This is a genomic window from Actinomadura litoris (assembly GCF_009733595.1).
In the GTDB taxonomy this organism is placed as follows: Bacteria; Actinomycetota; Actinomycetes; order Streptosporangiales; family Streptosporangiaceae; genus Spirillospora; species Spirillospora litoris.
Map to the genome: position 1 here is coordinate 123,527 of NZ_WOFH01000002.1, position 26,872 is coordinate 150,398.

The 26,872-nt window shown below is 73.8% G+C and carries 25 protein-coding genes; 8 read left to right on the forward strand and 17 right to left on the reverse strand.

All coding sequences use genetic code 11. The features are described from left to right. Positions 1-86 precede the first annotated feature (86 nt). The 4 genes from GNZ18_RS05025 to GNZ18_RS05040 all read right to left on the reverse strand — a co-directional run bounded on the left by GNZ18_RS05025 (position 87) and on the right by GNZ18_RS05040 (position 4,858). The gene (locus tag GNZ18_RS05025) at positions 87-2,726 is read right to left on the reverse strand and encodes a CHAT domain-containing protein (RefSeq protein WP_312874307.1); all 2,640 of its coding nucleotides are present in this window, start codon (positions 2,724-2,726) and stop codon (positions 87-89) included. Further along, positions 2,723-3,106, reverse strand: coding sequence for a hypothetical protein (locus GNZ18_RS05030; RefSeq protein WP_156214939.1), 384 nt, complete (start codon positions 3,104-3,106; stop codon positions 2,723-2,725). The genes GNZ18_RS05025 and GNZ18_RS05030 overlap by 4 nt, the downstream gene beginning before the upstream one ends. Beyond that, positions 3,103-3,624, reverse strand: coding sequence for an RNA polymerase sigma factor (locus GNZ18_RS05035; protein WP_156214940.1), 522 nt, complete (start codon positions 3,622-3,624; stop codon positions 3,103-3,105). Before GNZ18_RS05035 ends, GNZ18_RS05030 begins: the two co-directional genes overlap by 4 nt. A 94-nt stretch (positions 3,625-3,718) precedes the next feature. Further along, a complete protein-coding gene (locus GNZ18_RS05040; protein WP_156214941.1) occupies positions 3,719-4,858 on the reverse strand; it encodes a S8 family peptidase in 1,140 nt (379 codons plus the stop codon). A 328-nt stretch (positions 4,859-5,186) separates the two neighbouring features. Between GNZ18_RS05040 and GNZ18_RS05045 the strand changes: the two genes are divergently transcribed. After that, positions 5,187-5,681 carry a DUF3145 domain-containing protein gene (locus GNZ18_RS05045; RefSeq protein ID WP_214618695.1) on the forward strand — a complete coding sequence of 165 codons (495 nt, stop codon included), beginning with the start codon at positions 5,187-5,189 and terminating at the stop codon, positions 5,679-5,681. A gap of 257 nt (positions 5,682-5,938) precedes the next feature. On the opposite strand, the gene GNZ18_RS05050 is transcribed toward GNZ18_RS05045, so the two are convergent. From GNZ18_RS05050 to GNZ18_RS05095, 10 genes are all read right to left on the reverse strand, one after another. Continuing rightward, positions 5,939-7,246, reverse strand: coding sequence for a beta-ketoacyl-[acyl-carrier-protein] synthase family protein (locus tag GNZ18_RS05050; protein ID WP_156214942.1), 1,308 nt, complete (start codon positions 7,244-7,246; stop codon positions 5,939-5,941). Between the two features lie 76 nt (positions 7,247-7,322). Continuing rightward, the gene (locus tag GNZ18_RS05055) at positions 7,323-7,574 is read right to left on the reverse strand and encodes an acyl carrier protein (RefSeq protein WP_156214943.1); all 252 of its coding nucleotides are present in this window, start codon (positions 7,572-7,574) and stop codon (positions 7,323-7,325) included. Between the two features lie 54 nt (positions 7,575-7,628). Continuing rightward, positions 7,629-8,597, reverse strand: coding sequence for a beta-ketoacyl-ACP synthase III (locus tag GNZ18_RS05060; protein WP_156214944.1), 969 nt, complete (start codon positions 8,595-8,597; stop codon positions 7,629-7,631). Beyond that, positions 8,594-9,517 carry an ACP S-malonyltransferase gene (locus tag GNZ18_RS05065; protein ID WP_214618697.1) on the reverse strand — a complete coding sequence of 308 codons (924 nt, stop codon included), beginning with the start codon at positions 9,515-9,517 and terminating at the stop codon, positions 8,594-8,596. The genes GNZ18_RS05060 and GNZ18_RS05065 overlap by 4 nt, the downstream gene beginning before the upstream one ends. 102 nt (positions 9,518-9,619) lie before the next feature. Continuing rightward, positions 9,620-10,801 carry a PucR family transcriptional regulator gene (locus GNZ18_RS05070; RefSeq protein ID WP_242886795.1) on the reverse strand — a complete coding sequence of 394 codons (1,182 nt, stop codon included), beginning with the start codon at positions 10,799-10,801 and terminating at the stop codon, positions 9,620-9,622. 97 nt (positions 10,802-10,898) lie between these two features. Next, a complete protein-coding gene (locus tag GNZ18_RS05075) occupies positions 10,899-11,918 on the reverse strand; it encodes an alpha/beta hydrolase (RefSeq protein WP_156214946.1) in 1,020 nt (339 codons plus the stop codon). A 54-nt stretch (positions 11,919-11,972) separates the two neighbouring features. Beyond that, on the reverse strand, positions 11,973-13,118 hold the full coding sequence (locus GNZ18_RS05080) for an acyltransferase family protein (RefSeq protein WP_312874308.1): 1,146 nt from the start codon (positions 13,116-13,118) through the stop codon (positions 11,973-11,975). After that, positions 13,111-14,079 (reverse strand): alpha/beta hydrolase, encoded by a 969-nt coding sequence (locus GNZ18_RS05085; RefSeq protein ID WP_156214947.1) that lies wholly within the window; start codon positions 14,077-14,079, stop codon positions 13,111-13,113. Before GNZ18_RS05085 ends, GNZ18_RS05080 begins: the two co-directional genes overlap by 8 nt. Before the next feature lie 157 nt (positions 14,080-14,236). After that, complete coding sequence (locus tag GNZ18_RS05090) at positions 14,237-14,902, reverse strand: response regulator (protein ID WP_156214948.1); 666 nt, start codon at positions 14,900-14,902, stop codon at positions 14,237-14,239. Continuing rightward, positions 14,899-16,179, reverse strand: coding sequence for a sensor histidine kinase (locus GNZ18_RS05095; protein ID WP_156214949.1), 1,281 nt, complete (start codon positions 16,177-16,179; stop codon positions 14,899-14,901). The genes GNZ18_RS05090 and GNZ18_RS05095 overlap by 4 nt, the downstream gene beginning before the upstream one ends. A gap of 81 nt (positions 16,180-16,260) precedes the next feature. Here GNZ18_RS05095 and GNZ18_RS05100 point away from each other — a divergent pair, with 81 nt between their 5' ends. The 3 genes from GNZ18_RS05100 (at position 16,261) to GNZ18_RS05110 (ending at position 18,645) form a co-directional block, all read left to right on the forward strand. Further along, a complete protein-coding gene (locus GNZ18_RS05100; RefSeq protein ID WP_312874309.1) occupies positions 16,261-17,283 on the forward strand; it encodes a PHP domain-containing protein in 1,023 nt (340 codons plus the stop codon). A gap of 35 nt (positions 17,284-17,318) precedes the next feature. Further along, on the forward strand, positions 17,319-18,023 hold the full coding sequence (locus GNZ18_RS05105; RefSeq protein WP_214618701.1) for a helix-turn-helix transcriptional regulator: 705 nt from the start codon (positions 17,319-17,321) through the stop codon (positions 18,021-18,023). A 190-nt stretch (positions 18,024-18,213) separates the two neighbouring features. Next, a complete protein-coding gene (locus GNZ18_RS05110) occupies positions 18,214-18,645 on the forward strand; it encodes a hypothetical protein (RefSeq protein WP_156214951.1) in 432 nt (143 codons plus the stop codon). A 44-nt stretch (positions 18,646-18,689) separates the two neighbouring features. On the opposite strand, the gene GNZ18_RS05115 is transcribed toward GNZ18_RS05110, so the two are convergent. Further along, the gene (locus GNZ18_RS05115) at positions 18,690-20,276 is read right to left on the reverse strand and encodes an alkaline phosphatase D family protein (protein WP_312874310.1); all 1,587 of its coding nucleotides are present in this window, start codon (positions 20,274-20,276) and stop codon (positions 18,690-18,692) included. Between the two features lie 88 nt (positions 20,277-20,364). Beyond that, positions 20,365-21,600, reverse strand: a complete 1,236-nt coding sequence (locus GNZ18_RS05120; protein ID WP_156214953.1) for an alpha/beta hydrolase family protein — start codon at positions 21,598-21,600, stop codon at positions 20,365-20,367. Between the two features lie 194 nt (positions 21,601-21,794). On the opposite strand from GNZ18_RS05120, the gene GNZ18_RS05125 reads away from it, so the two are divergent. Then, the gene (locus GNZ18_RS05125) at positions 21,795-22,166 is read left to right on the forward strand and encodes a VOC family protein (protein ID WP_156214954.1); all 372 of its coding nucleotides are present in this window, start codon (positions 21,795-21,797) and stop codon (positions 22,164-22,166) included. A gap of 73 nt (positions 22,167-22,239) precedes the next feature. On the opposite strand, the gene aceE is transcribed toward GNZ18_RS05125, so the two are convergent. After that, positions 22,240-25,029 carry a pyruvate dehydrogenase (acetyl-transferring), homodimeric type gene (gene aceE, locus GNZ18_RS05130; protein ID WP_312874311.1) on the reverse strand — a complete coding sequence of 930 codons (2,790 nt, stop codon included), beginning with the start codon at positions 25,027-25,029 and terminating at the stop codon, positions 22,240-22,242. Positions 25,030-25,341: 312 nt separating this feature from the next. Between aceE and GNZ18_RS05135 the strand changes: the two genes are divergently transcribed. The 3 genes from GNZ18_RS05135 to GNZ18_RS05145 all read left to right on the forward strand — a co-directional run bounded on the left by GNZ18_RS05135 (position 25,342) and on the right by GNZ18_RS05145 (position 26,764). Further along, a complete protein-coding gene (locus GNZ18_RS05135) occupies positions 25,342-25,548 on the forward strand; it encodes a DUF1918 domain-containing protein (protein ID WP_156215570.1) in 207 nt (68 codons plus the stop codon). A gap of 136 nt (positions 25,549-25,684) precedes the next feature. After that, positions 25,685-26,092 (forward strand): secondary thiamine-phosphate synthase enzyme YjbQ, encoded by a 408-nt coding sequence (locus tag GNZ18_RS05140; RefSeq protein ID WP_156214955.1) that lies wholly within the window; start codon positions 25,685-25,687, stop codon positions 26,090-26,092. A gap of 243 nt (positions 26,093-26,335) precedes the next feature. Further along, the gene (locus GNZ18_RS05145) at positions 26,336-26,764 is read left to right on the forward strand and encodes a DUF3052 domain-containing protein (RefSeq protein WP_214618704.1); all 429 of its coding nucleotides are present in this window, start codon (positions 26,336-26,338) and stop codon (positions 26,762-26,764) included. Positions 26,765-26,872: the final 108 nt, after the last annotated feature.

The window sequence follows — 26,872 nt, forward strand, 5'->3', positions numbered from 1 at the left end:
CGTTCTCCTGCGCGTGCCGCACCGGTCGTGAGCGGCCCCGGGCGCGGCTCGGCCTCGGCCTCGCCGCGCCCGGGGCGAGCGGGCGGCTACCCCTGGCCCATGCAGAGGAAGCCCATCACGCCCGGGGTGCGGCGGACGGACGCCAGCGCGCGCGCCGGGGAGCGTCCTCCGGCCAGGGCGGCGTGGAAGGCGGCCATGAACTCCGGCGTCACCTCGTCCTGGACGGGGGTGACGCTGGCGATGACCGTCGCCGTGCCCAGGGCCAGCAGGACCCCCGCCATGCCGAGGACGGCGTCGCCCTCGTCCGCGCGTCCGCTGTCGCAGGAGGAGAGCACCACGACGCGCGGCGGGGTGGACAGCTCGTCCAGGTCGTGGACCATGAGCGGGCCGTCCGCCATGCGCAGGCGTGAGAACAGGGCGTTGCCCGGATGGAACTCCCCATGTGCGGCGATGTGCGCGAGCGCGGCACCGTCCAGGGCGTCGCGGACGGCTTCCGCGCGCGCCCCCGGCCCGTCCAGGACGAGCGCCCGCGGATAGAGGCGCCGCAGCACCGACAGCTCGCGCGCGGTGTGGCGCAGACCCGGCCCACCGGCCAGCACGGTCGGCCCGGCCACGGGTTCGACCGCCGCGGCCCGCAGCCACGCCCCCGCCGAGGGGACGACCGTGAACGGGCGCCCGGCCAGCGGCGGCAGCGCCGCCCACGGCAGCCCGTGGAGCCTGCCGGGCGGGGCGATGACCAGCTCGCGGTCGCCGAGCTCCAGCTGGAGCGGGCCCAGCAGGTGGCGGCCGAGGCGCTCGCGGGAGCGGGTGAACGCCGTCGCGGCCTGCGCGTCGTCCGCCGACTCCGCGAGGTGGCGGAGCGCGAGGCGCGCCATCGTGATGTGGTGCGCGGCGGCCGCGCACGTCCCGAGGCGGCGCCGCCGGACGCGCCCGTCGGCGACCGTCACCGCGTGCAGGTCGCCGCCGACCGCGACCAGCTCGACCAGCGCCCGCCCGTCCAGTGCCGCGACGACGTCGTCGAGTTCGGGCGAGCGCCGCGCGAGGCCGTCGGGCGCCCGGCGCCGGGTGTGCGCCATGACCCGCGCCTCCAGGACGGCCAGCTCCCTCGACAGCACGGACCCGACGCCCCCGCGCGCCGTGTCGGCGGTGTGCTCGACGCTGAGCGCCCGCAGGGCCGTCAGCGCGGCGGCCCGCTCGGCGTCCCTGGGCGGGCGCACCCGCGCCGGACGGGCGACCGCGCGGCGCCGCTCCTCCATCGCGAACAGCTCCTGCGCGGAACGGGCCAGCCCCAGGCCGAGGTCGGCCAGCTCCGTGGTGAACCCCGCCGCCCGAGCGCGCAGGTCGAGCGCGCCGAGCGCCTCCGCGTGCTCCTCGGCGACCTCCAGTCCGGCCCGGACGGCGTCCATCGCGCCCTTGTGGTCCTCCAGGGCGCGGCGTTCGAGCGCGATGGCGTGCCAGGCCGCGATCCGCACCGACGCCGGGCCGCGCATGCTCCCGATCGTCGACAGCAGGTGCCCCGCGGGCCGTCCCTGCGACAGCGCCACGCGCGCCGCGACGACCCGGGCGTCGGCCGCCGCGACGACCCAGCCGCCGTCCTGGAGCCGGTCGGCCGTGGCGACCGCCGTCCGGTACAGCAGCGGCGACCGCTCCCCGCACGCCCACCGCGCCCGCAGCAGCAGGTGCTCGGCCAGCAGCATCCAGCCGATGCGCTCCTGCTCGGCGAACTTGATCCGGGCGCGCTCCGCCGTGCCGACCGCCCGCACCGCCTCCCCGCTCGCCAGCTCGGCGTGGGCGAGCAGCAGCAGGCCGTCGGCGATGTCGCACCGGTACCCGTTCGCCGCGGCCGCCGCCAGCGCGTCCTTGAGGAGCGGGCGCGCCTCGTCCGGCAGGCCCGCCATGATGAGGGCCTCGGCCTGGTCGAACCGGCACTGCGCGAGGCGCTCGCCGACCAGGCCGCGCTCCGCCTCCGCGAAGAGGCGGAGGGCGCGCGAGACGTCTCCGCGCCGCGACATCGCGAAGCCCAGGTTGGCCTTGGCCATCGCCGTCTGGTGCGCCAGCCCGGACGCCTCGCCCACCGCGATCGCCTCCGCGAGCATCGCCTCCGCGCCGTCGAGGTCCCCGCCCAGCGCCTGCGCCAGGCCGAGGTTGGTGAGCAGGCCGTTGAGCGCCGCCGGATCCTCCCCGCGCCGGAGCTTGCGCAGCGCCTGCGCCGCCGCCTCCCGCGCCTCGGGGAGCCGTCCGGCGCGGGCGAGCGCGCAGGCCGTGTTCGCGGCCAGCCGGTCGGCGTCCAGGCCGCGCAGGACGGGTTCCGCCGCCGCCGCGCACGCCAGCGCCGCGCCGGCCTCGCCCCGCGCGGCGAGGAGCCCGACGAGGTTCATCCGCACCTGCGCCGCCGCGTACGGATCCGCCCAGTCCGCGGGCGCGCCCTCGGGCGGCGGGAACGGGTCGGCCGGCCCGAGCCGCTCAAGCGGGTCGAAGGGGAGGGTCAGCGGGTCGGGGACGGACGGGCTCCGCCGGCCCTCCGCCAGGTCCAGGGCGCTGTGGAGGTAGCGCAGGCCGTCGTCCAGGAGGCCCTGCTCCTTGGCCGCCAGCCCCGCCACGCGCAGCGCGAGGACCTCCTCCGCCGGCGTGGACGCGCTCTCCAGCAGCGACAGCGCGCGGGTGCGGGCCGTCACCGGGGCCATCGCCACCAGCCGCAGCAGCGCGCGCTCTCCGGGGCCCTTCACAGCCGGACCCAGCTCGTGACGACGGACGTCCCGTCCGGGAAGCGCAGGTCGAGGCTGACGACGCCCTCGGGGACCCGCGGGAGGCAGAACAGCCCGCCCGGCTCCACGCGCGCCGTCACCTCGCCCGGCGCGAGGCCCGGCTGGCGGACGTGGACGTCCGCGGCCGCGGACGGGATCAGCCGCCCGGTGATCTCGCGGACGCCGCCGCCGCGGACGCCGGAGGCGACCCGCCCGGCGAGGTCGCCGGTGAGCCCCGCCAGCACGGAGGAGGGGGCCCGCCAGGCGAGCGCGGAGCGCCCCGCCGCGAGGACGCCCTCCGGGAGGGGGTCGAGGGTCTCGAACGCGGCCCGCACGCGCGCGAGCAGTTCGTCGTCGTTCACCGGACGAGCCCGCGCAGCGTCTCCAGGCAGCGCGCCCGGGTCGGTCCGACGCTGCCGACCGGGATGCGCAGCGCCGCCGCCAGATCGGCCTGGCCCGCGTTCTGCGCGACCATCCGCAGCAGCACCTGGCAGCGCCGGGGGAGCGTGGCGATGGCCGTGGCCACCTGCCCGAGGCGCTCCCGGGCAAGCACCACCTGGTCGGGCGCCGCCTCGGGCGCCGCCACGACCAGCGGCGGCAGGTCGCGCGCCGCGCGCGCCGCCAGCCGCGCGCTCTCGTGCCGCGCGGTCGTGGCGAGCCACGCGCCGACCGCCGCCGGGGAGCGCAGCCCGTCCATCCGCTCCACCAGCCGCAGCCAGGTGGTCTGCACCACGTCGCCGGAGTCGGCGTCGCCGAGCCCGTGCCCGCGCGCGATCGCCCAGAGCATCCCGCTGTAGCGCTCGACCAGCCGGGCCCACGCGGCGCCGTCGCCGTCGCGGGCCCGGTCCATCAGTTCGTCCGTCCCGTCTTGCAGGGCCATCGAAGTCTCCTCCGGAGGCCCCCCGCTCCGTTCAACCTAGGGCTTCGGTGACGGTTCCGGCACCCTCGGTTACCGGTTCGCGGCCGTGCCGTGCTCAAGAACTGATGATTACCCCGAGGTCGGGAAGGGTAGGACGACGTGCCGGGTCCAGCACCCGGTCGGCCGCCGCCACCGCGTCGAGGTCCTCGCGCGCGGCCAGACCGGCGATCCGCCCCGCGACGGCCGGTGCCGCGAACGAGGTCCCGCTCCAGCTCGCGTAGCCGTGGAAGTCGGCGGCGCGGCCGTCGAAGTCGACGTAGCTGCTGGTCACGTCCACACCCTGGGCGCACGCGTCCACCCACCAGCCGTAGTTGGAGAACCGCGCGCGGTCCGCGCCGTCCAGCGCCGCGACGCCCACCACCGGCCCCAGCGCGGCGGGCCAGAACGGCCGGTCGGACGCGGCGTTGCCCGCGCACGCCACCACGACCGTCCGGCGGCCGAGCGCCGCGACCGCCCGCGCCAGCACCGGGGACGGCCGGTCGTCGAAGGTGTGGCAGCCGAGCGAGAGGTTGACGACGTCCGCGCCGCCCCACGCCGCCAGCCAGGTGAGCGCCCGGATCACCGCCGCCTCGTCGCCGACGCCGTCGCCGCCGATGACGCGCCGGGCCCGCAGCCGCGCCGACGGCGCGTGCCGCAGCACCACGCCCGCGATGAACGTGCCGTGCCCGGCCTGCGCGTCCAGTTCGGCGTCGAGGTCGGCGTCCAGGACCTCGGCGACCTCCTCGCGCTGCTCGCGGAACCAGTCGGCGTCCTCGTACCAGGGGTGCGGCGACAGGCCCGTGTCCAGGATCGCCACCGTGACGTCCCGCCGGGTCGGCCCGGCCTCCGGCGCCGGGACGGGGTCCGCCGGGCGCGCCAGGTCGGCTGGCCCGCTCCACCACAGCGGCTGCCCGAGCACGAGGTGGTTGGGCGACACGCTCATCCGCCGGTGCCGCCCGTCCCCGGCCAGCTCGGCGGTGAGCTCGCACACGTCCACCTTCAGCGGCGCCCGCAGCCGCAGCCGCGTGACGCCCTCCTCGTCGTGCCGCGACTCGTACCAGCGGCGGACCCGGTCCTGCGCCGCGCCCGCGTCCTGCTCCGCGACGAGGATCTGGTCACGGCGGACCAGCGCGGGACGTCCCGGCACCGGCTCCACCACCACGGCGTCCGGGTGCCGCTCCAGCACCCGCTCCAGCCGTGCCTGCTGATCGAACATCGATCCTCGCTTTCGCTGTTCCCGTGTGTGAGGTCCGTTCTCGAACTCATCGTGCCGGACCCGTGACACCCGGTGACACTTGATCGCGAAAGCCGCCCGCGGGGCCGGCGCCCTTCGGGCCTTGCCCTGCGCGGCACCCCTCCCGCGCCCTAACCTGGGCGGTCGAGGACCGTGAACGGTGCGCATCCCGTGGTCAAGGGTTCGACAAACAGCGAACTCACGGTGGTGCGACAGGTGCCGATGATGCACAATGAGGGACGCGGACGCCGACTTGGGACGTACGAGGCCGTAGGGGAAGACGAGCCTCGGTACAGATCCAGGAGGTCCGGTGACCGCACGTGGCGTTTTCTACGTCCACTCCGCGCCACCTGCGCTGAGCCCGCATGTCGAGTGGGCCGCCGCAGGTGTTCTCGGTGTGCCCGTTTCCCTTGAATGGGCCGATCAGGCGGCGGCGCCGGGAACGCTGCGCGCCGAGCTTCATTGGGAGGGCAAGCCGGGCACCGCGGCGGGAATCACGTCCGCGCTGCGCAACTGGAAACTGCTGCGATTCGAGGCCACCGAGGATCCCACGCCCGGGTGCGACGGGGTCCGCTACAGCTTCACCCCGTCCCTCGGGGTGTTCACGGGCGTGATCGGCGCCAGCGGCGACATCATGGTCCCCGAGGACCGGCTCCGCTCGGTCATGGCCAACGCCGCCGTGGGCAAGGCGACGCTGGAGCACGAGCTCGACCGCCTCCTCGGCACGCCGTGGGACAACGAGCTCGAACCCTTCCGCCGCGCCGGCGACGGGGCTCCCGTCCGCTGGCTGCACGCCGCGGTCTGACGCCGGACGAGGAGCGCGCCCGTCCCCGCACCGCGCGCGCCCCGCATTCCGGACCGGGCTCATGGCACGTGCGCCCCGCCGCGCCGCACCGGGCGCGCCGGGGCGCCCGTCGTCTATCCCGGACCTCGCCGCCCGGCCGCCTGGGAGCCGGGCGCCCGAGGCTCAGTGAGACGACAGGACGGCCCGGTGAGCCGAGCTCACCGGGCCGTCCCGCTGCGTGCGCGGCGCTACTGCGCGGCGTTGTTACGTGCCAGGTGTCAGAGCGCCCGCCGGAAGGCGACCGACACGTTGTGCCCGCCGAAGCCGAACGAGTTGTTCAGCGCCGCGGCCGGGCCGTCGGGGAGCTTGCGCGGTTCGCCCCGCGCGATGTCGAGATCGACCTCGTCGTCGATGTCGTCCAGGTTGGCGACGGGTGGCACGATCCCGTCCCGCAGCGCCAGGATCGTGAAGATCGACTCCAGTGCGCCCGCGCCGCCGAGCAGGTGCCCGGTCATCGACTTGGTCGCGGTGATGATCACCTTGCGGGCGGCCTCCTCGCCGAGCCCGGCCTTGATGGAGGCCAGTTCGGCGACGTCGCCCGCCGGGGTGGAGGTGGCGTGCGCGTTGATGTGCACGATCTCCTCGGGCGCCAGGTCGGCGTCGGCGAGGGCCCGCCGCATCGCCTTGGCCTGCCCCGCGCCGGTCGGGTCGGGCAGCACGATGTCGTAGGCGTCGCCGGAGTAGCCGCAGCCCGCGACGATGCCGTGGACCTGCGCGCCGCGCGCCCGCGCGTGCTCCTCCGACTCCAGGATCATGACGGCCGCGCCCTCGCCGAGGACGAACCCGTCACGGTTCTTGTCGTAGGGGCGGGACGCGCGCTCCGGCTCGTCGTTGCGGGTCGACATCGCGCGCATGGAACCGAACGAGGCCATCTGGAGGGGGTGTATGCACGACTCCGTGCCCCCGCAGATGATGACGTCGGCGCGGCCCGCGCGGATCATGTCGACGGCGTAGCCGACGGCCTCGCCGCTGGACGCGCAGGCGCTGACCAGGGCGTGCGAGCCGGCCATCGCGCCGAACTCGATGCCCACGTGCCCGGACGCGCCGTTCGGCATCAGCATCGGGACCGTGAAGGGCGAGACCCGCGACCAGCCCTTCTCCTTGTACACGTCGTAGCTGTCGAGCGCCGTGTGCAGGCCGCCGATGCCGCTGGAGACCACGACGCCGAGGCGCTCGCCGTCCACCACGAAGCCGCCGTCGACTCCGGCGGGTGACTCCTCCTTGCGGGACCGGCGGGTCACCGGCTTGGCGAAGCCGGCGCTCGTCCACGCCTCCCGCGCGGCGATCAGCGCGATCGACTGGTTGCGGTCGAGCTTGCGCAGGAGTTGCTTCGGCATCACCTCCGAGGGGTCCACCGCGAGCGTCGCGGCGAACCGCACCGGCAGGTTCTCGACGTCGTCCCACGGCAGCGGGCGGATGCCCGACTTGCCGGCGAGCAGGGCCGACCACGTCGACGGAAGGTCCCCGCCGAGCGGGGTCGTGGCCCCGAAACCGGTCACGACGACTGTGGTCTTGCTCGTGCTCATGCGTGGTGCTCCTTGCGAACGGGAGGCGGGTGGGCCTGGCGCGCCGCACCGCTCGGCGGCGCGCCGTCCCCGCGGTTCAGCTCTGCAGCTTCTGGACGAAGTTGATGACGTCCTGGACCGTCTTGAGGTTGCGCAGCTCGTCGTCGGGGATCTCGACGCCGAACTGGTCCTGGGCGGACACGGCGATCTCCACCATCGACAGCGAGTCGATGTCGAGGTCGTCGATGAAGTTCTTGTCCGGGGTGACCTCCGCCTTGTCGACCCCGACGATCTCGTCGATGATCTCGGCGATGCCGGCCAGGATCTGCTCTTCGGTGGCGACTGCCATGGTGCGGGTTCTCCTTCGATGGGGTTGGTCCAGAGCTGTGCGGCGCGGGCGCGCCTACGGGATCTGGATGACTTGGGCGGCGTAGGACAGCCCGGCGCCGAACCCGACCAGCAGGGCCGGGGCGCCGGACGGCACGTCGCCGCGCTCGATCATGTGGGACAGGGCCAGCGGGATGGAGGCGCCCGAGGTGTTGCCCGAGTGGATGATGTCGTCGGCGACGACGGCGTTGACCGCCTTCATCTTGCGGGCGATCGCCTGGATGATCCGCAGGTTGGCCTGGTGCGGGACGATCGCGGCGAGGTCCTCGGGGGCGATGCCGGCGCGCTCGCACGCCTCCCGCGCGACCGGGGCGATGGCGGTGGTCGCCCAGCGGAAGACCGCCTGCCCCTCCTGCCGGATGAACGAGTGCCGGTCGTCAATGATGATCTTGTCGAAGCCGTCCCCGGCGCTGCCCCACACCACCGGGCCGATGCCGGGGGAGTCGCTGCCGGTCACGACCGCCGCGCCCGCGCCGTCGGCGAAGATGATGCAGGTGGAGCGGTCGGTCCAGTCGATCCACTGGGACATCTTCTCCGAGCCGATCACCAGCACGTTGCGGGCGCTGCCGGCGCGGACCGCCGAGCTCGCGGTGCCGAGCGCGTAGCAGAACCCGGCGCAGGCGGCGTTGATGTCGAACGCGCCGGGCGCCTTGATGCCGAGCCGGTGCGCGACGGCGGGCGCGTGGCCCGGCATCGGCGACTCGGCCGAGCAGGTCGCGAGGATGACCAGGTCGATGTCGGAGGGGGCGAGCCCGCTGCCGGCGAGCGCCTTCGCGCCCGCCTGCACGCCCAGCTCGACGATCCCCTCGTCGTCGCCGGCGACGCGCCGCTCGGCGATGCCGACGCGGCTGCGGATCCACTCGTCGTTGGTGTCGACGGTCTTGGACAGCTCGTCGTTGGTGACGATCCGGGCGGGCTGGTAGTCGCCGAAGGCGAGGATGCGGGCGCCGGCGGTGACCTCGGGAATGCGCAGTGCGGGGGTCATGACGTGTGAGCCTCGATCAGTTCGCGGGCCTTGTCGAGCTCGGCGGGTGTCTTGAGGGCGAGCCGCTCCACGCCGTCGAGGGCGCGGCGGGCGAGGCCGGTCAGCGTCCCGGCGGGCGGCAGCTCGATGATCGCGGTGACGCCGAGCTCCCGCATCGTGTCCATGCACGCGTCCCAGCGGACGGGCGCGCTGACCTGCTCGACGAGCCGTCCGAGGAACTCCCGGCCGGACGCGACGGCGGCGCCGTCGCGGTTCTGGAGCAGCGTCGTGCGCGGGTCCGCCACGGGGGCGCCCGGCGCGAGCGCGCGGAGCCGGTCGACCGCGGGGGCCATGTGCTCGGTGTGGAACGCTCCGGCGACCGACAGGGACCGCAGCCGCGCCTTGGCGGGCGGGTCCTCGGCGAACGCGGCGAGGGCCTCGACGGTCCCGGCGGCCACGACCTGGCCGGCGCCGTTGACGTTGGCGGGGGTGAGCCCGTGCTTGTCGATCGATTCGAGCACCTCGTCGGCCTCGCCGCCGAGCACGGCGGTCATGCCGGTGTCGGTGACGGCGGCGGCCTCGGCCATCGCCCGGCCCCGCTCCCGGACCAGCACCAGCGCCGCCTCGGGCGTCAGCACCCCGGCGATCGCGGCGGCCGACAGCTCGCCGACGCTGTGCCCGGCGACCACGTCCGGCTTCCCGGGCCCGCCGGCCGGGTAGAGCGTCTCGAAGGCGGCGAGCGCCGCGGCGACCAGCAGCGGCTGGGCGACGGCGGTGTCGCGGATCTCCTCGGCGTCCGCGGTCGTCCCGTAGCGGACCAGGTCGAGGCCGGTGACGGCCGACCACCAGGCCAGGCGGTCGGCGACTCCGGGTATCTCTAGCCACGGCTGAAGGAAGCCGGGGGTCTGGGCGCCCTGGCCGGGCGATGCGAGGAGGATCACGCGGACCAGCCTGCCGGTATCGCCCCCACATTCCGATGCCGATCGGCACGAACTTTGGTCATAGGGGTTTGTACGACCCCTACAAGGCCCAATGAGCCCCTCTCAGCCACGTACGGGACGCTTGACGAAACGCCCGAGGACGAGGGCGATCCGCAGGGTGAAGGCGTTGCGCCCGTCGGTCGGGGCGAGGCCGGTCAGCTCGGTGACGCGGCGCAGCCGGTACCGGACGGTGTTGGGGTGGACGAACAGCAGCCGCGCCGTGGCCTCCAGCGACGATCCCTGCTCCAGGTAGGTGGTGAGGGTGTCCAGCAGCGGGGCGCCCGCCGCGAGCATGGGGTTGTAGACGTTGTCCACAAGGTGGCGGCGGGCCTCGTCGTCGCCGTCCAGGGCCCGCTCGGGCAGCAGCTCGGACGCGTGGACGGGCCGCGGCGCGTCCGGCCACCCGGCGGCGGCGCGCAGCCCCGCGACGGCGGCGTGGGCGGAGCGGGTGGAGTCGTAGAGGTCGCCGACCCGCGGGCCGACCACGACGGGGCCGGGGCCGCACTTGGCCGCGATCGGCCGGGCCGCCTCCATCGGGTCGGTCTCGCCGCCGACGATCACGATGACCCGGTTCCCCTGCACGCCCGCGAGCACGTCGGCGCGCGCGCGGCGGCCCGCGATCTGCATCTGGTCGATGGTGACCTCGGGCTCCTCGTCCTCGGGGGTGAACCCGGCGATGACGGTGACGGGCTTGGAGGTCCAGCCGAGGGCGGCGGCCCAGGAGTGCATGCCGTCGTCGACCTCGTCGCGCAGGACGGCGTTCACGACGAGGGCCTCCAGGCGGGCGTCCCACGCGGCGCGGGTCTCGGCGGCGCGGGCGTAGACCTGGGCGGCGCCGAACGCGACGTCGCGGGTGTAGCGCAGGATGGCCTCGCGGAGCTGGGCCTCGCCGCCGGGCGCGGCCAGCTCGTCCAGCCGGGTCTCCACCACGTCGATGATCACGCGGATCATGTCGATCGTGTGCTGGAGCTTGATGGAGCGCAGCAGCTCGCGCGGGGCGGTGCCGAACACCTCGCCCGCGATGGCCGGGCGGGTCCGCTCCTCGCTCTTGAACCACTCCACGAACGCGGCGATGCCGGCCTGGGCGACCAGGCCGATCCAGGAGCGCTGGTCGGCGGGCATGCGCCTGAACCAGGGGAGCTGCTCCTCCATGCTGGTCAGGGCCGCGGTGCCGAACGTCCCCATCGCCTTCTCCAGGCGCTGGGTGGTCTGCTCGCGGATCTCGGCCTCGTTCGCGTTGTCCACAACCCCAAGGGTGCCATCACCGGGGGGATGACCTGTCCCGAAGCGGGCGGACCGCCTGCCCGTCGGCACCGGTGGTCAGCGTTCTGTGGATGGAGGGTCAGCTCATTGTGACGGCGTCGGGCAGGCCCAGCGCGATGCCGGTGAGGTTGCGCAGGGACGGCGAGCCCGGCGCGAGGTAGTCGCTGTGCCCGGCCTCGCCCGCGTCGAAGACCCGGGCGCCGAAGTCGCGGGAGACGGGGTCGGGGCCGAGCCCGAGGCCGAGGATGCGGACGTGCGGGACGTCCTCCATCCAGTCGGCCGCGCCGCGTCCGGCCCAGACGCGGGCGGTGCCGCCGAGCTTCGCGGCCGACCACGCCGTGGTCCCCGGGCTGCCGAACAGGGCGATGTCGGTGACCTGCCGCCAGGCCGCCCGGCCGGGCGCCGAGCGGTCGCGTGCGGCCCGCCCGCAGACCACCGAGCCGTAGCTGTGGCACAGCAGGCCGACCCGCGCGGCGGGGTTCGCGTCGTGCACCCCGGTCAGGAACGCGCGCAGCTCGCGCGCGCCCTCACCGGCACGCTCGTCGGTGAGGACGTCGCTGCTGAAGGTCTTGGGCGCCGCGTATCCGAGCCACGCGACCACCGCCAGGCCGGGCCGCGGCGCCATCGCGCGGGCCTGGTCGAGGACGGCGCGCGCGCCGCCGCCCGGCGTCGACCACGGCTTGCCGCCCCGGTCGTCGAAGCCGGTCAGCGTCGTGTCGGCGCCGGGGACCAGCACCGCCACGCGGCGCGCGCGGGCGAGGTCGCCGACGACCTCGACGGCGCGCCCGCGTCCGCGCGCGTCGAAGTAGAGGAACCGCCTGCCGGGCGTGAGGAACGCGCCGAGCGCGCGCTGCCGGTGCTGGTCGCCGACGGCCTGCGCCGTCCGCAGCGCCTCCTCGATGGAGCCGCGCTCGGCGGCGTACCGGGCGTCCAGCGTGGACGGCGCCATCGCGGGGACGGGGACGGGCGGGGCGTAGGGGTCGGCGTGTCCGGTCCCGGCCGTGGTCAGCATGAGCCCCGAGATGGTCGCGGCGCACGCGGCGACCCTCCTGAGCCGTCGTCGGGCGCGCGGTGGGGGCGTGTGGCGTGGCGGCGGCATCGTCCGTCTTTCTACCATCCGTGATCGTCCGGCGGGGGCGGTCCGTCCCCGGAATCAGGGGGTCGTTCGTGTGACGTCCGGAACGCGGGCGGGGTTCGGGGGCCGCCTCGGCGAGTGCGGGCCGGGAGGCGGCCCGGGGCGTTCGAAGCGGCGGACGAGCGCGCCGATCGCGGCCAGCGCGGCGCCGAAGACGGCCAGCCAGGGCAGCCGCTCGGCGAGCCAGAGCGGCCGGTCGGGCGCGGTGTGCAGCCCCGGCAGCGCACCGGCCGCCGCGAACGCGCCGACGGTCACGGTCAACATCGCGGTCTGGTGCCACAGGAAGACCGTCATCGCCGAGCGGTTCGCGGCGGCGACCGCGCGGTGGTTGCGGGCGTGCCGGGTCCAGCGGGTGAGCGGGCCGTGCAGGAGCAGCGCCAGGCCCGTCTGGGCGAGCCCGAACGTGACGGCGGCGAGGGTGGGCGGGCTGAGGTTGGAGACCGCGGCGCCCGGCACCCCGACCATGCTCGCCGGGTACCCCGCGCGGACGACCAGCAGCGCGGTCGCGGCGGCGCCTCCCACCAGCAGCACGAGCCCGGCGCGGCGGCCGCGCAGCGCCCCCTCGGCCCAGGCGACGCCGAGGTAGAACGGCAGGAGCCAGCCGGTCAGCACGGTGGCCCAGCCGATCCAGCCGGGGGCGCCGAGCGCGAAGCGCCCGGCGTCGACCGCCCCGGTCGCCGCGACGAGCAGGACCGCGCCCCACATCCCGAGCCGGTGCCACAGCGCGACGACCGCCGGGGCCAGCGCGGTCAGGACCACGTACACGCACAGGAACCACAGCGGGCTCACCACCAGCTTGGCCAGCGTGTACAGGCCGTCCGGGGTGTATCCGGCCAGCCGGAGGACGGCGAGCGCCGGCACCCACGCCACCAGCAGGACGGGCAGCGGGCGCGCCAGCCGCGCGAGGCGCCGCCGCAGCCGGACGGCCCACGGCTCCTCCCGGCGCAGCCCCCGCGCCGCCGAGTACCCGCCGACCAGGAAGAACACCGCGAGCGTCTGGAGCACCCAGGAGATCGGGACGAGGCCGGGCATCGCCGCGAGCGGGCTGGCCACACGCACGTCACCCGTGCCCTCGGGCATGACGAAGGCGGTGACCAGCCAGTGCCCGAGCACGACGCCGAGGATCGCGAGCGCCCGCAGCGCGTCCACCGCCCGGTCACGCACGGGTGACCTCCCGGTCGCGGCCGAGCGCGATCAGCGTGAGGTTGCCGAGCGCGCGCGAGCCGGGCCTCAGGTAGCCGCTGTGCGGGCCGCTTCCGGCGTCGAAGACCTCGGCGCCGAAGCCCCGCGAGACCGGGTCGGCGCCGAAACCGACCCCGAGGAACCGGATGTTCGGGACGTAGCGCATCCAGTCGCCGCGAGCGCGCCCGGCCCACACATGGGCGGGCGTCCCGAGGGCGGCCGCGTCGCGCTTGGTCGTGCCGGGGCTGCCGAACAGGGCGATCTCGTCCACCGGCTGGGACGCGAGCGGGTGCGCGGCCTTGGCGCACACCACCGAGCCGTAGCTGTGGCAGAGCAGGGCGAAGCGGGCATGAGCGTTGGTCCGGTGGAGGTCGGTGACGAGCCGCCGGAGGCCGCGCGCGCCGTCCCCGGCCCGTGCCGCGCCGAGGACGCCGGGCCCCAGCGTGGACGGCGTGTCGTAGCCGAGCCAGGCGATCACCGCGAGCCGCGGCCCGGCCCCGTCCGCGCGCGCCCGCTCGTCCAGCGCCCGGTCGTAGAGGGCCCGGCTGCCGCCGCCGACGAACTTGCCGGAGTCGTAGGAGGCGAGCGTGCTGTCCGCGCCGGGCACGACGACCGCGACCCGGTCGGCGGCGGCGAGGTCGCCGATGACCTCGACCGCCCGTCCGTGGCCGCGGGCGTCGAACGACAGGAAGCGGCGTCCGGGGGAGAGGAACGCCGACAGCGCCCTGACGCGTCCGCCGTCGCCCACCCGCAGCGCGGTGGCCCGCGCACGGACGATCTCCCGCCTCGCCGCCTCGTAGTGGGCGTTCAGCGTGCCCGCCGACAGTTCGGGCAGCGGACCCGGCGCGTCGTAGGGGTCGGGACGTCCCGTCGCGGCGGTCGTCGAGCCGATCACCGTCAGCACCACCACGGCGGCGACGGCGCGACGGATGCGGCTGCGCATGGGACGTCCTTCCTGGTCGGGTCATGAGAGGAACCACTGACCAGAAAGGTAGGAATCGGGCGCTGTAGAGCGGATCAACCGACGGTGCCGTCCTGTGCCGTCGCACCCCGGTACTACGGCGCCCCCGCCAGGTATCAGACGCGGGCCGCCCGCGGGCTCAGTCGCCGGGGCGGACGAGGCCGATCTCGTAGGCGTAGACGATCGCCTGCGGGCGGTCCCGGAGCCCGAGCTTCATCAGGATGCGCCCGAAGTGGGTCTTGACGGTCTGCTCCGCGACGACCAGCTCCGCCGCGATCTCGCCGTTGGACAGGCCGCGCGCCACCAGCGTGAGCACCTCGGTCTCCCGCTCGGTCAGCTCGTCCAGCCTCCTGCGGGACGGCGCGCGCGGCGCCCCCAGCCGGGAGAACTCGGCGATCAGCCGCCGGGTGATCGACGGGGACAGCAGCGCGTCGCCCGCCGCGACCACCCGCACCGCCTCGGCCAGCTCGGACGCGGAGGCGTCCTTCAGCAGGAACCCGCTGGCCCCGGCCCGGAGCGCCTCGTAGACGTAGTCGTCGAGGTCGAACGTGGTGAGCATGAGGATCTTCGGGGCGTCCTCGGCCGCGTCGGCGAGCAGCCGCCGGGTGGCCTCCAGGCCGTCCATCACCGGCATCCGGACGTCCATCAGCACCACGTCGGGACGCAGCTCGGCCACCCGCGCCAGCCCCTCCGCGCCGTTGACGGCCTCGCCGACGACCTCGATGTCGGGCTGGGCGTTCAGCAGCACCCCGAACCCGGTGCGCACCATCCCCTGGTCGTCGACGATCACCACGCGCACGGTCATGCGGTGTCCTTCGCGTTCACCGGCAGGGTGGCGGTCACGGCGAATCCTCCCTCGGACGTCGGGCGGGCGGTCAGCTCCCCACCCAGTGTGGCGGCCCGCTCGCGCATTCCGACCAGCCCGTGCCCGCCGCCGGGCGGGGAGGGCGTCGGGACATGGCCCTCACCCGGCGGTCCGTTGACGACGCCGAGCCACAGCAGGTTCCCGTCCCGGACGACCTCGACGTCCACCCGCGACCCCGGCGCGTGCCGCATCGCGTTGCTCAGCGCCTCCTGGAGGATCCGGAACGCGCTGAGGCCGACGCCCTGCGGGAGGCCGGTGAGGTCGCCGTCCAGCCGCGACGACACCCGCAGCCCCGCCGCGCGCGCGTTGCCGAGCAGCTCCTCCAGCCGCTCCAGGCTCGGCTGCGGCGCGGTCTCGGCGCCGTCCTCCGAGCGCAGGACGCCGAGGATCCGCCGCAGCTCGGTCAGCGCGTCCAGCGCGGTCGCGCGGATCTCGGCGAGGTCGCGGCGCGTTTCGTCCGGCACCGAGTCGACCTTGTAGGGGGCCGCCTCCGCCTGGATCGCGATCATCGACATGTGGTGCGCGACGACGTCGTGCAGCTCCCGCGCGATGCGCTGCCGCTCGGTCAGCACCGCCTCGGCGTCCAGGTGCCGCCGCTCCTGCTCGGCCAGCTCGCGGCGGGCCGTCCGCCGCGTCCGGACGGCGTACCCGGCCACCAGCGGCAGCAGGAGCAGCACCGACGCGCCCGCACCGCTCTGCGGGTCCTTGAGCCACACGCCGGCGAAGGACAGGATCCCGACGCCGAGCGTGATGTCGCGCGAGCAGCGCTCGGCGACCGTGTACAGCGTCACGATCGCGGCGAACACCCCCGCCGGGACGTAGGGGACGGTCAGCCAGCCGCTGACGTCCACCAGCGCCATCGACACGAAGCTCAGCCGCCACGCGCCGAGCGGGTACCGCTCGCGCAGCGCCAGGGGGGCGGTCACCGCGACCGCGATGAGGAACTTCGTGCCGCCCGAGACGTCCAGGCCCCGGCGCGCCGTCTCCGTCGTGAGCAGCGACACGGTCCCGGCGACCAGCCCGACGGTCAGGACCAGCCCGAACAGGTTCGCGACGACGCCGTAGGGCAGCCGTCCGACGCCGATGAAGCGCGTCCAGCGCAGCAGCAGCGGCCAGGGCCGGTTCAGCGGCACGGGGTCGGCCCTGCCGGTCACGGTGGCGGCGAGGATCCCGTTCCGCAGCACATACCGCACCGGGTGGGTGTTCTCGCTGGCCATGAGCCCAGGCTAGAGAGTCCGCGCCCTCCACCGGATGACACCCCGGTGCCACCCGGCGTCATACCTGGGTACGGTCGGGACGTGGAGCCCGTCGAAGCCCTGCGCCGCATCGCCTTCCTGCTGGAACGCGCACACGAGCCGACCTATCGCGTACGCGCCTTCCGCGGCGCCGCCGATCTCGTGGCGGGCACGCCCCCGGACGACCTCGCCGCCCGCGCCCGCGAGGGCACGCTGACGGCGCTGCCGGGCATCGGCAAGGTCACCGCCCTGGTGATCGAGGAGGCGCTGCGCGGCGAGACCCCGGTCTACCTGCGGCGCCTGGAGGCGACCGAGGGCGAGCGGCCGGACGAGGCCGCCGCCGCGCTCCGCCGGGCCCTGCGCGGCGACCTGCACGTCCACAGCGACTGGTCGGACGGCGGGTCCCCGATCCGGGAGATGGCCGAGACCGCCCGCTCCCTCGGCCACGAGTACATCGCGCTCACCGACCACTCGCCGCGGCTCAGGGTCGCCAACGGCCTGTCGGCCGACCGGCTCCGCGACCAACTCGACGTCGTCGCCGAGCTGAACGGGGAACTGGCCCCCTTCCGCGTCCTGACCGGCATCGAGGTCGACATCCTGGAGGACGGCGCGCTCGACCAGGAGCCGGGCCTCCTCGACCGGCTCGACATCGTCGTCGCCAGCGTCCACTCCAAGCTCCGCATGGACCGCGTCGCCATGACCAGGCGCATGGTCGCCGCGATCGCGAACCCGCGCGTGAACGTCCTCGGCCACTGCACCGGACGGATCGTCAAGGCGGGCGGCAAGCGCGGCGGGCTGCGTCCCGAGTCGGAGTTCGACGCCGCCCTGGTCTTCGACGCCTGCGCCGCCTACGACGTCGCCGTGGAGATCAACTCCCGCCCCGAGCGGCTCGACCCGCCCAAGCGCCTGCTGCGGCTGGCCGTGGAGGCGGGCTGCCGCTTCGCGATCGACTCCGACGCGCACGCCCCCGGCCAGCTCGACTGGCAGCCCCACGGCTGCGACCGCGCCGCCCGCTGCGCCGTCACCCCCGACCAGGTGGTCAACACCCTGCCCGCCGCCGACCTGCTCGCCTGGACGGCCCGCTGACCGGAAATGTCGGAGGCGGCGCGTACGGTCGGCGCGTGAACCGCACCGACCGCTTGTACGCCCTGGTGGAGGAGCTGCGGGCCCGCGCGCCGCGCCGGGTCAGCGCGCGGGAGCTGGCCGCGCGCTACGAGGTGAGCGTCCGCACCATCGAGCGCGACATCGGCGCGCTCCAGCAGGCCGGTGTGCCGATCTTCGCCGACGTGGGCCGGGGCGGCGGCTACACCCTCGACAAGAGCCGCACGCTGCCCCCGCTCAACTTCACCCCCGCCGAGGCCGTCGCCATCGCGATCGCCCTCGCCCGCGCCGACGGCTCCCCCTACTCCCGCGCCGCCCGCACCGCGCTGCACAAGATCGTCACCGCGATGTCGGACGGCGACGGCGCCTCGGCCCGCGAGCTGGCCGAGCGCATCCGCTTCCTCACCCCGCCCGACGTCGACGCGCCCGCCTCGGTGCCCGCCGTCCTGGAGGAGGCCGTCTCGGCGCGGCGCGTCGTCCGGCTCGGCTACGTCGACGGCGGCGGCACCGAGTCCGAGCGCGACGTCGAGCCCGTCGCCTTCACCGGCGCGGCCCGCCGCTGGTACTTCCTCGGCTGGTGCCGGCTGCGCGGCGACTTCCGCGCCTTCCGCATCGACCGCGTCCGCCGCGCCGCCCTCCTCGACGAGCCCGCCCCCGAACGCCGTTTCGAGGATCTGCGATCCGGCCCGCCCGACTACGTCGTCCGCCGCCTCGAATTCGTCTGATCGAAAAGAAAGGGCGGATTTCGCTGTCAACCCCCCAAACCATGGGGCTGTCGCCTGCCCGGTGCCACCGCTCATAGTCATTGCAGGCCCGAGGCCGGGGGAGCGTCCAAGGGGATCCACAAGATCATCCCAATGGCGCTCACCTCGGGCCGGTGCCGAAGATCCGTGCAATTCTCATGGAGGGGCAGACATGAAGAATTCGGTGCGACTTCTCATGACGGTCGGGGCGTGCGCCGCCATCGCGGGCGGCGCCCTCGCCGTCTCGGGGGCGTCGGCGGACACCGGCTCCGCGCCGCGTCCCGCCGCCGGGCGGGTCGCCGCGACGACGCTGTTCGCGAAGGTCGGCGCGAACGGCGCCCTGCTCGCCTCGTCGGGCATCGGCAACGTCAACCACTTCGGCGGGGGACGCTACAACCTGACGACGAGCATCGACATCAGCGGGTGCGCGCTGCTCGGCACGATCAACACCGGGGGCGGCAACGACCCCGGGCCGGGCAGCTCCTCGATCCTGGTCGGCGCGGTCAACGGGCGGACGCTGTTCGTCCGCACCGCGACGCCCTCGGCATCGGGCAACAAGATCGTCGATGACGACCGGCCCTTCTCGGTGCAGGTCACCTGCTGAGCGACGGGGCCCGGAGACCACCACGGTCTCCGGGCCCCCGCACGTCAGACCGCCTGGACACCCGGCTTGCCGTCCTCCACCACGAAGGACGCGCGCGTCGACACCGGCGCCCCGGGCTGCTGCACGAAGGGCAGGACGCGGAAGTCGCTCCGCCAGCGCTCGCGGTCGACGTCGACCCGCACGTAGCCCCGCTGCCCGTTGAAGAAACTCATGTGCGGGTTGCCCGCGAGGAACCTGCGCCCCTCCTCGGTCATGTCGGCGCCGTTGCCGCCCCGGGTCAGCGACGTCCCGACGAACTCGCCGGCGACCGTGGGGGAGTCGTCCGCGTTGAAGTCCCGCTTGAGGTCGCACGCGTAGTTCTGGTGCCGGTCGCCGGTGATCGCGACCAGGTTCCGCACCCCCCGGTCGTGCGCCGCGCCGAGCACCGCGGCCCGGTCGGCGGCGTAGCCGTCCCACGGGTCCATCGCCAGCTTCTTGGCGGGCCCCGGGTCCCAGTCGGTCTCGGTCATCGGGGCCTGGTTGCCGAGGACGTGCCAGCGGGCGCCGGACGAGCGGAAACCCTCCAGCAGCCATTCGCGCTGCGGAGCGCCGAGCAGCGTCCGGGCGGGGTCGAGCCGCTCGTCGCAGTCCGCGATCGGCCCGGCCACACCGCACGCCTGGGTGTCCCGGTACGACCTCGTGTCGATCATGGTGAAGGCCGCCAGCCTCCCGTACGGCAGGCGCCGGTGCAGACGCATGCGCGGCCCGTCCGGCATCTGGGCCCGGCGCAGCGGCAGGTTCTCGTAGAACGCCTGGAACGCGGCGGCCTTGCGCGCGGCGAACACCTCGGGCGGCGGGTTGGGATCGCGGCCCAGGATGACGGTGTCCCCGGCCCAGTCGTTGACGACCTCGTGGTCGTCCAGTGTCACGATCCACGGGAACCGGGCGTGCGCCTTCTGCAGCGGCGCCTCGGCCTTGTAGAGCGAGTACTGGATCCGGTACCGCGCCAGGTCCTTGGCCTCGGTGCCGAACTGCGCCGGCACCGTCACCCCGCGCAGGTTGGAGTCGGTGATCTCGGTCTCGTAGATGTAGTCGCCGAGGTGGACGACCAGCTCGATGTCCTCGTCCGCGATGTGGTCGTAGGCGGTGTAGTAGCCGTCCCCCCACGCCTGGCAGGACGCGAAGGCGAAACTGAGGCTCGCGGGGTCGGCCGTCACCGGCGGCATCGTCCTCGTGCGCCCGACCGGAGAGATCTGCCCGCACGCCCGGAACCGGTAGAAGTACTCCCGGCCGGGCGGCAGCCCCCAGATCTCCGGATGCACGGAATGGTTGAACTCCGGCGTCGCCACCGCCGCCCCGCGCCGGACGACCTGGCGGAACCCCTCGTCCAGCGCGACCTCGTACTCCACCTTGACCGGCCGGTCCGGCATCCCCGCCCTGCCGTCGGGCGCGAACGGATCCGGCGCGAGCCGCGTCCACAGGACGAACCCGTCGGGCGCCGGATCCCCCGAAGCGATCCCGAGCGTGAACAGACTCCGGCCCTCGGCGAACGCCCGGCTCCCGGCCGCCCCCCACACCCCCGTCCCGACCACCAGAGCGGCTGCCGCCGCCCCGCCGAACCCCAGAAACCCACGCCGCGAAACAGCTCCCACGGGCCCTCCGATCCAAGATCGTTTAGCTCTACCGAACCACCGCCCCGCCCCCCTGTCGACCCCCAAAGTGGATCAAAGGAGTCGAGGGTTACGGCACGAACTGGATCTCGGGGTACCGCGGAGACGGCCCGGACAGCAGGTGGTCGTCGCGGTGGCGCAGGTGGAGGTCGAAGAAGGCGCCCAGGTAGGCGCGCTCGGCGGCGACGGCCCGTCCGGCGTCGATCGTGCCGATCCACTCGGTCAGGCGGGCGGCGACCGGGGGCGGGAGCGGGAGCGCCCGCATCAGTTGCTGACCGAGCGGGGACAGGTCGGTGTAGGTCTGGTGCCCGGAGTCGCGCAGCCGCAGTTCACGGCGCCAGCCGCGCAGGTGCGACCAGAAATTCTCCCAGCTCGGATCATTGTCGCGGCCATGGGTGGCGTTGCTCATCAGCAGGAAGGGGCGGTCGAGACCGGTGTCGGCGACGCTGCCCGGAATGGTGCCGTCCAGGTCGGCTCCCGCCAGGACCCGCGAATCCTCCGCCATGATGTCCGCGGCCGTCGCGCCGCCGAGCGAGTGACCGAACATGCCGATCCTCGAAAGATCCATGGAGCCCTGGAGACCGTTCGGCAGCTCCCGCCCTTCGGCGTCGGGATTCCGCCCGGCGTTCAGGGCCGCGAGTCGGCCCAGGACGAACCGGGTGTCCTCCAGCCGTACCTTCGCCGCCCTGGCGATCTCCTCCTCGGGGGAACCTGTCGGATTCCGCTTCAGTTCCAGCCTGCCGCCGGGGAACTCCACGAACTGGGAGTCGTAGGTGTGGTCGATGGCGGCGACCACGTATCCGCGGCTGGCGAGGTCCTCGACCAGGGCGGTGCCCATCGCGCGCATCGAACCGTGGCCGGGGGAGAAGAGCACCACCGGATTACCGCGTCCCCGCGCGTTGACGGGGGCACCGAGGCCCGCGTGCGCCATCGGGAGGACGACGCCGTCCAACGGTGTCTGGAGGTCTTCGCCGGCCTGCTCCAGGTAGAGCGACGCCCCCGCCGGGGTGAGCCATGGCGCACGCCGGTGCGCGTCGCCGCTCAGGGTCGGATACCACAGGCTGATCATCAGCTCGCGCGGCGCGGGCGCGGTCCACGGGTCCTGCCGGGAACGGTCGACCAGGTGCAGGGACGTCGTCCCGATCCGCCGCGGACCGCTCGGCCCAGGCAGGCACAACCGCACACGTTCCCCGCGCACGGTCGCCGCGGCCGGTTCCGCGATGGCGAGGAGCAGGCCCGCCGCTCCCGCCGCGACCAGGACGGATCGGCGCTTCGGACCGGACGGCACAGGAGATTGAGAGATCATCCCCCGACGCTCGCACCCCTCCGGTGGCGAGAACAGGCGTTGTCAACGATCTCGGGGTCGAACCGGGGACATCCCTGAGCCGTCCCAGGGGCGGCCTGCGGACTCCTCTATAAGAATTCGTCCGGAAACCCCGACAGGGGGCTGTCGCCCGACCCTCCGATGCTGGCTCCCACAGCGATCGAGGAGGACACGAGATGGCAGTTCCCGCGTTCAACACCGTGACGTGGTTCCAGGTGGGTACCCATGCTCCGGAGGACGCTCGGCGTTTCTACGGCGACCTCTTCGGGTGGCGGTTCGCCATCGACCCGGACGAGGACGGTTACGACCTGATCAGCTACCCGGGAGACGACGCCCCCAAGGGCGGGATCTTCCACCACGCCGACGCGGCCGACAACCACGCCATGTTCCTGGTGCTCGTCGAGGACGTGGACGCGACCTGCGTCAGCACCGAGCTGGCGGGCGGCAAGGTCGCCGAACCGCCGGTGACGACGGTGTCGGGGCTCCGGTTCGCCTACCTGGAGGACCCGTCCGGCAACCGCTTCGGGGTTTTCCGGCCCGCCCCCTGACGCGGGAGGGGCGGGCGGGCCGGGGTCGCGGCCTACACCTCCGCGATCTCGGTTCCGCCCGCCCTGAGAGCGGTTAGGCGTCGCCGCCGGTGTTGCTCTCCGCGCTGCCGACGCCGCCCGCGAACACGTCGCTGACCTGCGCGTTCAGGCGGTAGCGGTCGATGGCCTGGGAGAGGGTCTCCGGCTTGATCTCGCCGCCCCTGGCCAGCCGGGTCAGCACGGCGAGGACGATCGAGGCCGCGTCCACGTGGAAGAAGCGGCGCGCGGCGGCGCGGGTGTCGGAGAAGCCGTAGCCGTCGGTGCCGAGCGAGGAGTAGTCCCCGTGGACCCAGGGGGCGATCTGGTCGGGTACGGCCCGGGTGAAGTCCGACACCGCGACGATCGGCCCGGCGACGTTGTCGAGGGTCTGGGTGACGTAGGGGACGCGCTGCTCGTCGTCGGGGTTCAGCAGGTTCCACTCGTCGCACGCGCGGGCCTCGCGGGCCAACTCGTTCCACGAGGTGGCCGACCAGACGTCGGCGGCGACGCCCCAGTCCTCGGCGAGGAGGCGCTGCGCCTCCAGGGCCCAGCGGCCGCCGACGCCGGAGGCGAGGATCTGCGCGCGCGGCGCCTGGCCGTTGCCGGACGCGACGTCCGGCGCGGCCTTGTAGTGGTACAGGCCCTTGAGGAGTCCCTCGACGTCGACCGAGTCGGGCTCGGCGGGCTGCTGGTAGGGCTCGTTGTAGACGGTGAGGTAGTAGAAGACGTCCTCGCCGTTCGGGTGCTCCTCGGACGAGCCGTACATGCGGCGCAGCGCGTCCTGGACGATGTGGGCCAGCTCGAACGACCAGGTCGGGTCGTAGTGGACGCAGGCCGGGTTCGTCGCGGCGATCAGCGGGGAGTGGCCGTCGGCGTGCTGGAGGCCCTCGCCGGTCAGCGTGGTGCGCCCGGCGGTGGCGCCGAGCAGGAAGCCCCGGCCCATCTGGTCGCCGAGGGCCCACATCTGGTCGCCGGTCCGCTGGAACCCGAACATCGAGTAGAAGATGTAGACGGGGATCATGTGCTCGCCGTGGGTGGCGTAGGACGTGCCCGCCGCGATCGTGGAGGCCATCGAGCCCGCCTCGCTGATGCCCTCGTGCAGCATCTGCCCCTGGTCGGACTCCTTGTAGGAGAGCAGGAGCTTGCGGTCGACCGCGTCGTAGGTCTGCCCGTGCGGCGAGTAGATCTTGGACGTGGGGAACAGCGAGTCCATCCCGAACGTGCGGTACTCGTCCGGGGCGATCGGGACGAACCGGGCGCCGATGTTCTCGTCCTTGATCAGGTCCTTCAGCAGCCGGACGAACGCCATCGTCGTCGCGACGTTCTGCTTGCCCGAGCCCTTCTTCAGCACCGCGTAGACGGGGTCGCCGGGGAGCTTCAGCGGCTTGGCGCGCACGACCCGCTTCGGCAGGAACCCGCCGAGCGCGGCGCGGCGCTCGCGCATGTACTGGATCTCGTCGGAGTCCTCGCCGGGGTGGTAGTAGGGCGGCAGGGGCGCTTCGAGGGCCGAGTCGGGGATGTCGAGGTAGAGCCGGTCCCGGAACTCCTTCAGCTCGGCCTTGGTGAGCTTCTTCATCTGGTGGGTGGCGTTGCGGGCCTCGAAGTCGGAGCCGAGCGTCCAGCCCTTGATCGTGTGCGCGAGGATCACGGTCGGCTGCCCGACGTGCTCGCGGGCCGCCTTGAACGCGGCGTAGACCTTGCGGTAGTCGTGCCCGCCGCGCGAGAGCTTGCGCAGGTCATCGTCGTCCAGATGCTGGACGATCTTGCGCAGCCGGGGGTCGGCGCCGAAGAACTTCTCCCGGATGTACTCGCCGGACTCGACCGTGAAGGTCTGGAACTGGCCGTCGGGCGTGGTGTTCATCTGGTTGACCAGCACGCCGTCGACGTCCTGGGCGAGCAGCGGGTCCCAGTCGCGGCCCCAGATGACCTTGATGACGTTCCAGCCGGCGCCCCGGAAGAACGACTCCAGCTCCTGGATGATCTTGCCGTTGCCGCGGACCGGGCCGTCGAGCTGCTGGAGGTTGCAGTTGACGACGAAGGTGAGGTTGTCGAGCTCCTCGCGGGCGGCCAGGCCGATCGCGCCGAGCGACTCCGGCTCGCCCATCTCGCCGTCGCCGAGGAACGCCCACACGTGCGAGCGGGACGTGTCCTTGATCTTGCGGTTGTAGAGGTAGCGGTTGAACCGGGCCTGGTAGACCGAGTCGATCGCGGTCAGGCCCATGGACACCGTGGGGAACTCCCAGAAGTCCGGCATGAGCCGCGGGTGGGGGTAGGAGGACAGGCCGCCGCCCGGGTGCGAGTGCTCCTGCCGGAAGCCGTCGAGCTTGTCGCCGGGCAGGCGCCCCTCAAGGTAGGCGCGGGCGTAGATGCCGGGGGCGGCGTGGCCCTGGATGAAGACCTGGTCGCCCGACTCGCCGTGGTCCTTGCCGCGGAAGAAGTGGTTGAAGCCGACCTCGTACAGGGACGCGGCGGAGGCGTAGGTGGCGATGTGCCCGCCGACGCCCAGCTCCGGGCGGTTCGCCCGGGAGACCATGATCGCCGCGTTCCATCGGATGTAGGCGCGGATGCGCCGCTCCACGTGCTCGTCGCCGGGGAACCAGGGCTCCGACTCCGGCGGGATCGTGTTGATGAAGTCGGTGCTGCGCAGGCCGGGCACGCCGACCTGCAGCTCGCGGGCCCGTTCCAGGAGCCTGAGCATCACGTAGCGGGCCCTGCCGCGGCCCTCGGTCTTGATGACCGTGTCCAGCGATTCCAGCCACTCCCGGGTCTCGTCCGGGTTGATGTCCGGAAGCTGGCTCGGCAGGCCGTCGCTGATGATCGAAAAGCGTTGACGTCCGGAAGCCACGGGGTCCCCTCTGCGCTTGCCGTCTGTGCTGGTGAGGCCCTGGCCGCCACGTCCGGCGACCGGGCCCCCGGTATGACTCGTTGGTCGCCTCGGTTGTGATCCATCGTCGCCGGTTACGGCGGCTAACGCATCTCTACCGTTCGGTAACCCATTCTCCCCGGTCAACCGGGGTACCGGACCCCCTGAGGGCCGATCGCCCGAGGCCGTCGCCGGATGCCTCTCGACGCCGCGCCCCGGACGTATGAAGGTGGAGACAACAGGACCATGCCCGAAATGTCCCGTCTCATCCGGGACGGCGAGCTTGGGGGAGACATGAACGCGAACATCGGAGACCGGCTGCACGTCCACGGCAACGTGGTCGGCCAGACCGACCGGCAGGGCGAGATCATCGAGGTGCGCGGGCCCGACGGCGGGCCGCCCTACCTCGTCCGCTTCGACGACGGCCACGAGACCCTCGTGTACCCGGGGCCGGACGCGGTCGTCGAGGGCCGCGCGCCCGCGGAGGGCCTGCCCGGCTGACCCTGGGGCGCCCCCCGGCCGCGCTGGCGCCGCCCGCGCCCGCGGGCGTGCCCAGGCCGCGCCCCGGCCGTGCCCGGGCCGCGCGGCGGAGCGCGTCCGGGGGATTTCGCGCCGCGGATCGGGTACACCAGTGATCATGGAGAGCACCGTGGTCCGGGTGACCACCGGTACGCGGGAGGCCGTGCACGACATCACCGCCGAGTGCGGGAGGTTCGCCGCCGCGCAGGGCGGGGACGGGCTGCTGCACGTCTTCGTCCCGCACGCGACCGCCGGAGTGGCGATCATCGAACTCGGCGCGGGCAGCGACGACGACCTGCTCGCCGCCCTCGCCGACCTGCTGCCCGCCGACGACCGCTGGAGGCATGCCCACGGCTCACGTGGGCATGGCAGATCCCATGTGATGCCCGCGTTCGTCGCGCCGTTCGCGACCGTCCCCGTCCTGGACGGGCGGCTCGCCCTCGGGACGTGGCAGTCGGTGGCGCTGGTCGATCTCAACCTGGACAATCCCGACCGTCAGGTCAGGTTGTCGCTGCTAAAGGGATAGGCGTGGATTGTTTAAGGGATGAGCGTGGAATGTCACCCTCTGTGGGCGTCCGATGACGGCCGCCTCCGTATTCGTGCCAATGAGGCGACCAAAAGCCGGGAAGACACTTGCGCGAGGGGCCCCCACTTGTGTGGACTGTCCCGCAAACACCGCACTGGTGTGGGCGGGCCACCCGTCCCGGGGGGCCGGAGTTGCACCGTGCACAAGGCACCGTGCGGATTTGACGACCATGGGAGGACTTTCGTGAGCGCGACCGCGGGTCAGGCGCAGTCTGAGCGCAGCCTGGCCGAACGGCTCGGCCTGAAGGCGGGCCAGGTGGTGCAGGAGATCGGCTACGACGACGACGTCGACGAGGAGCTGCGCCGCTCCGTCGAGGCCGTCACGGGGAGCGAGCTGGTCGACGAGGACTACGAGGACGTGGTCGACATCGTGCTGCTGTGGTGGCGCGAGGAGGACGGCGACCTGTTCGAGGCGCTGACCGACGCCATGTTCCCGCTGACCAGCGGCGGCAACATCTGGCTGCTGACGCCCAAGGCGGGCCGCGAGGGCCACGTGGAGCCGAGCGACATCGGCGAGGCCGCCCAGACCGCCGGGCTGTCCCAGACGAGCAGCACCAGCGCCGCCAAGGAGTGGTCGGGGACGCGCCTGGTCGCACCCAAGGTCAAGAAGTAGGCCGAGGGCCCCGCACAGACCGGCCGGAGCAGATCGCCCGCCGGTCCGCGAGTCGCCGTGTCCGGGTGGCAGACTGGGTCCGTCTCCACGGCCGTGGGGACGACCGAT

Excerpts from the sequence above, each read along its gene's own strand:
- GNZ18_RS05035 (WP_156214940.1), bottom strand. The coding sequence starts at position 3,624 with ATGGCCCTGCAAGACGGGACGGACGAACTGATGGACCGGGCCCGCGAC.
- GNZ18_RS05040 (WP_156214941.1), bottom strand. The coding sequence starts at position 4,858 with ATGTTCGATCAGCAGGCACGGCTGGAGCGGGTGCTGGAGCGGCACCCG.
- GNZ18_RS05050 (WP_156214942.1), bottom strand. The coding sequence starts at position 7,246 with ATGAGCACGAGCAAGACCACAGTCGTCGTGACCGGTTTCGGGGCCACG.
- GNZ18_RS05055 (WP_156214943.1), bottom strand. The coding sequence starts at position 7,574 with ATGGCAGTCGCCACCGAAGAGCAGATCCTGGCCGGCATCGCCGAGATC.
- GNZ18_RS05060 (WP_156214944.1), bottom strand. The coding sequence starts at position 8,597 with ATGACCCCCGCACTGCGCATTCCCGAGGTCACCGCCGGCGCCCGCATC.
- GNZ18_RS05075 (WP_156214946.1), bottom strand. The coding sequence starts at position 11,918 with ATGCCGCCGCCACGCCACACGCCCCCACCGCGCGCCCGACGACGGCTC.
- GNZ18_RS05085 (WP_156214947.1), bottom strand. The coding sequence starts at position 14,079 with ATGCGCAGCCGCATCCGTCGCGCCGTCGCCGCCGTGGTGGTGCTGACG.
- GNZ18_RS05090 (WP_156214948.1), bottom strand. The coding sequence starts at position 14,902 with ATGACCGTGCGCGTGGTGATCGTCGACGACCAGGGGATGGTGCGCACC.
- GNZ18_RS05095 (WP_156214949.1), bottom strand. The coding sequence starts at position 16,179 with ATGGCCAGCGAGAACACCCACCCGGTGCGGTATGTGCTGCGGAACGGG.
- GNZ18_RS05110 (WP_156214951.1), top strand. The coding sequence starts at position 18,214 with ATGAAGAATTCGGTGCGACTTCTCATGACGGTCGGGGCGTGCGCCGCC.
- GNZ18_RS05120 (WP_156214953.1), bottom strand. The coding sequence starts at position 21,600 with ATGATCTCTCAATCTCCTGTGCCGTCCGGTCCGAAGCGCCGATCCGTC.
- GNZ18_RS05125 (WP_156214954.1), top strand. The coding sequence starts at position 21,795 with ATGGCAGTTCCCGCGTTCAACACCGTGACGTGGTTCCAGGTGGGTACC.
- GNZ18_RS05135 (WP_156215570.1), top strand. The coding sequence starts at position 25,342 with ATGAACGCGAACATCGGAGACCGGCTGCACGTCCACGGCAACGTGGTC.
- GNZ18_RS05140 (WP_156214955.1), top strand. The coding sequence starts at position 25,685 with ATGGAGAGCACCGTGGTCCGGGTGACCACCGGTACGCGGGAGGCCGTG.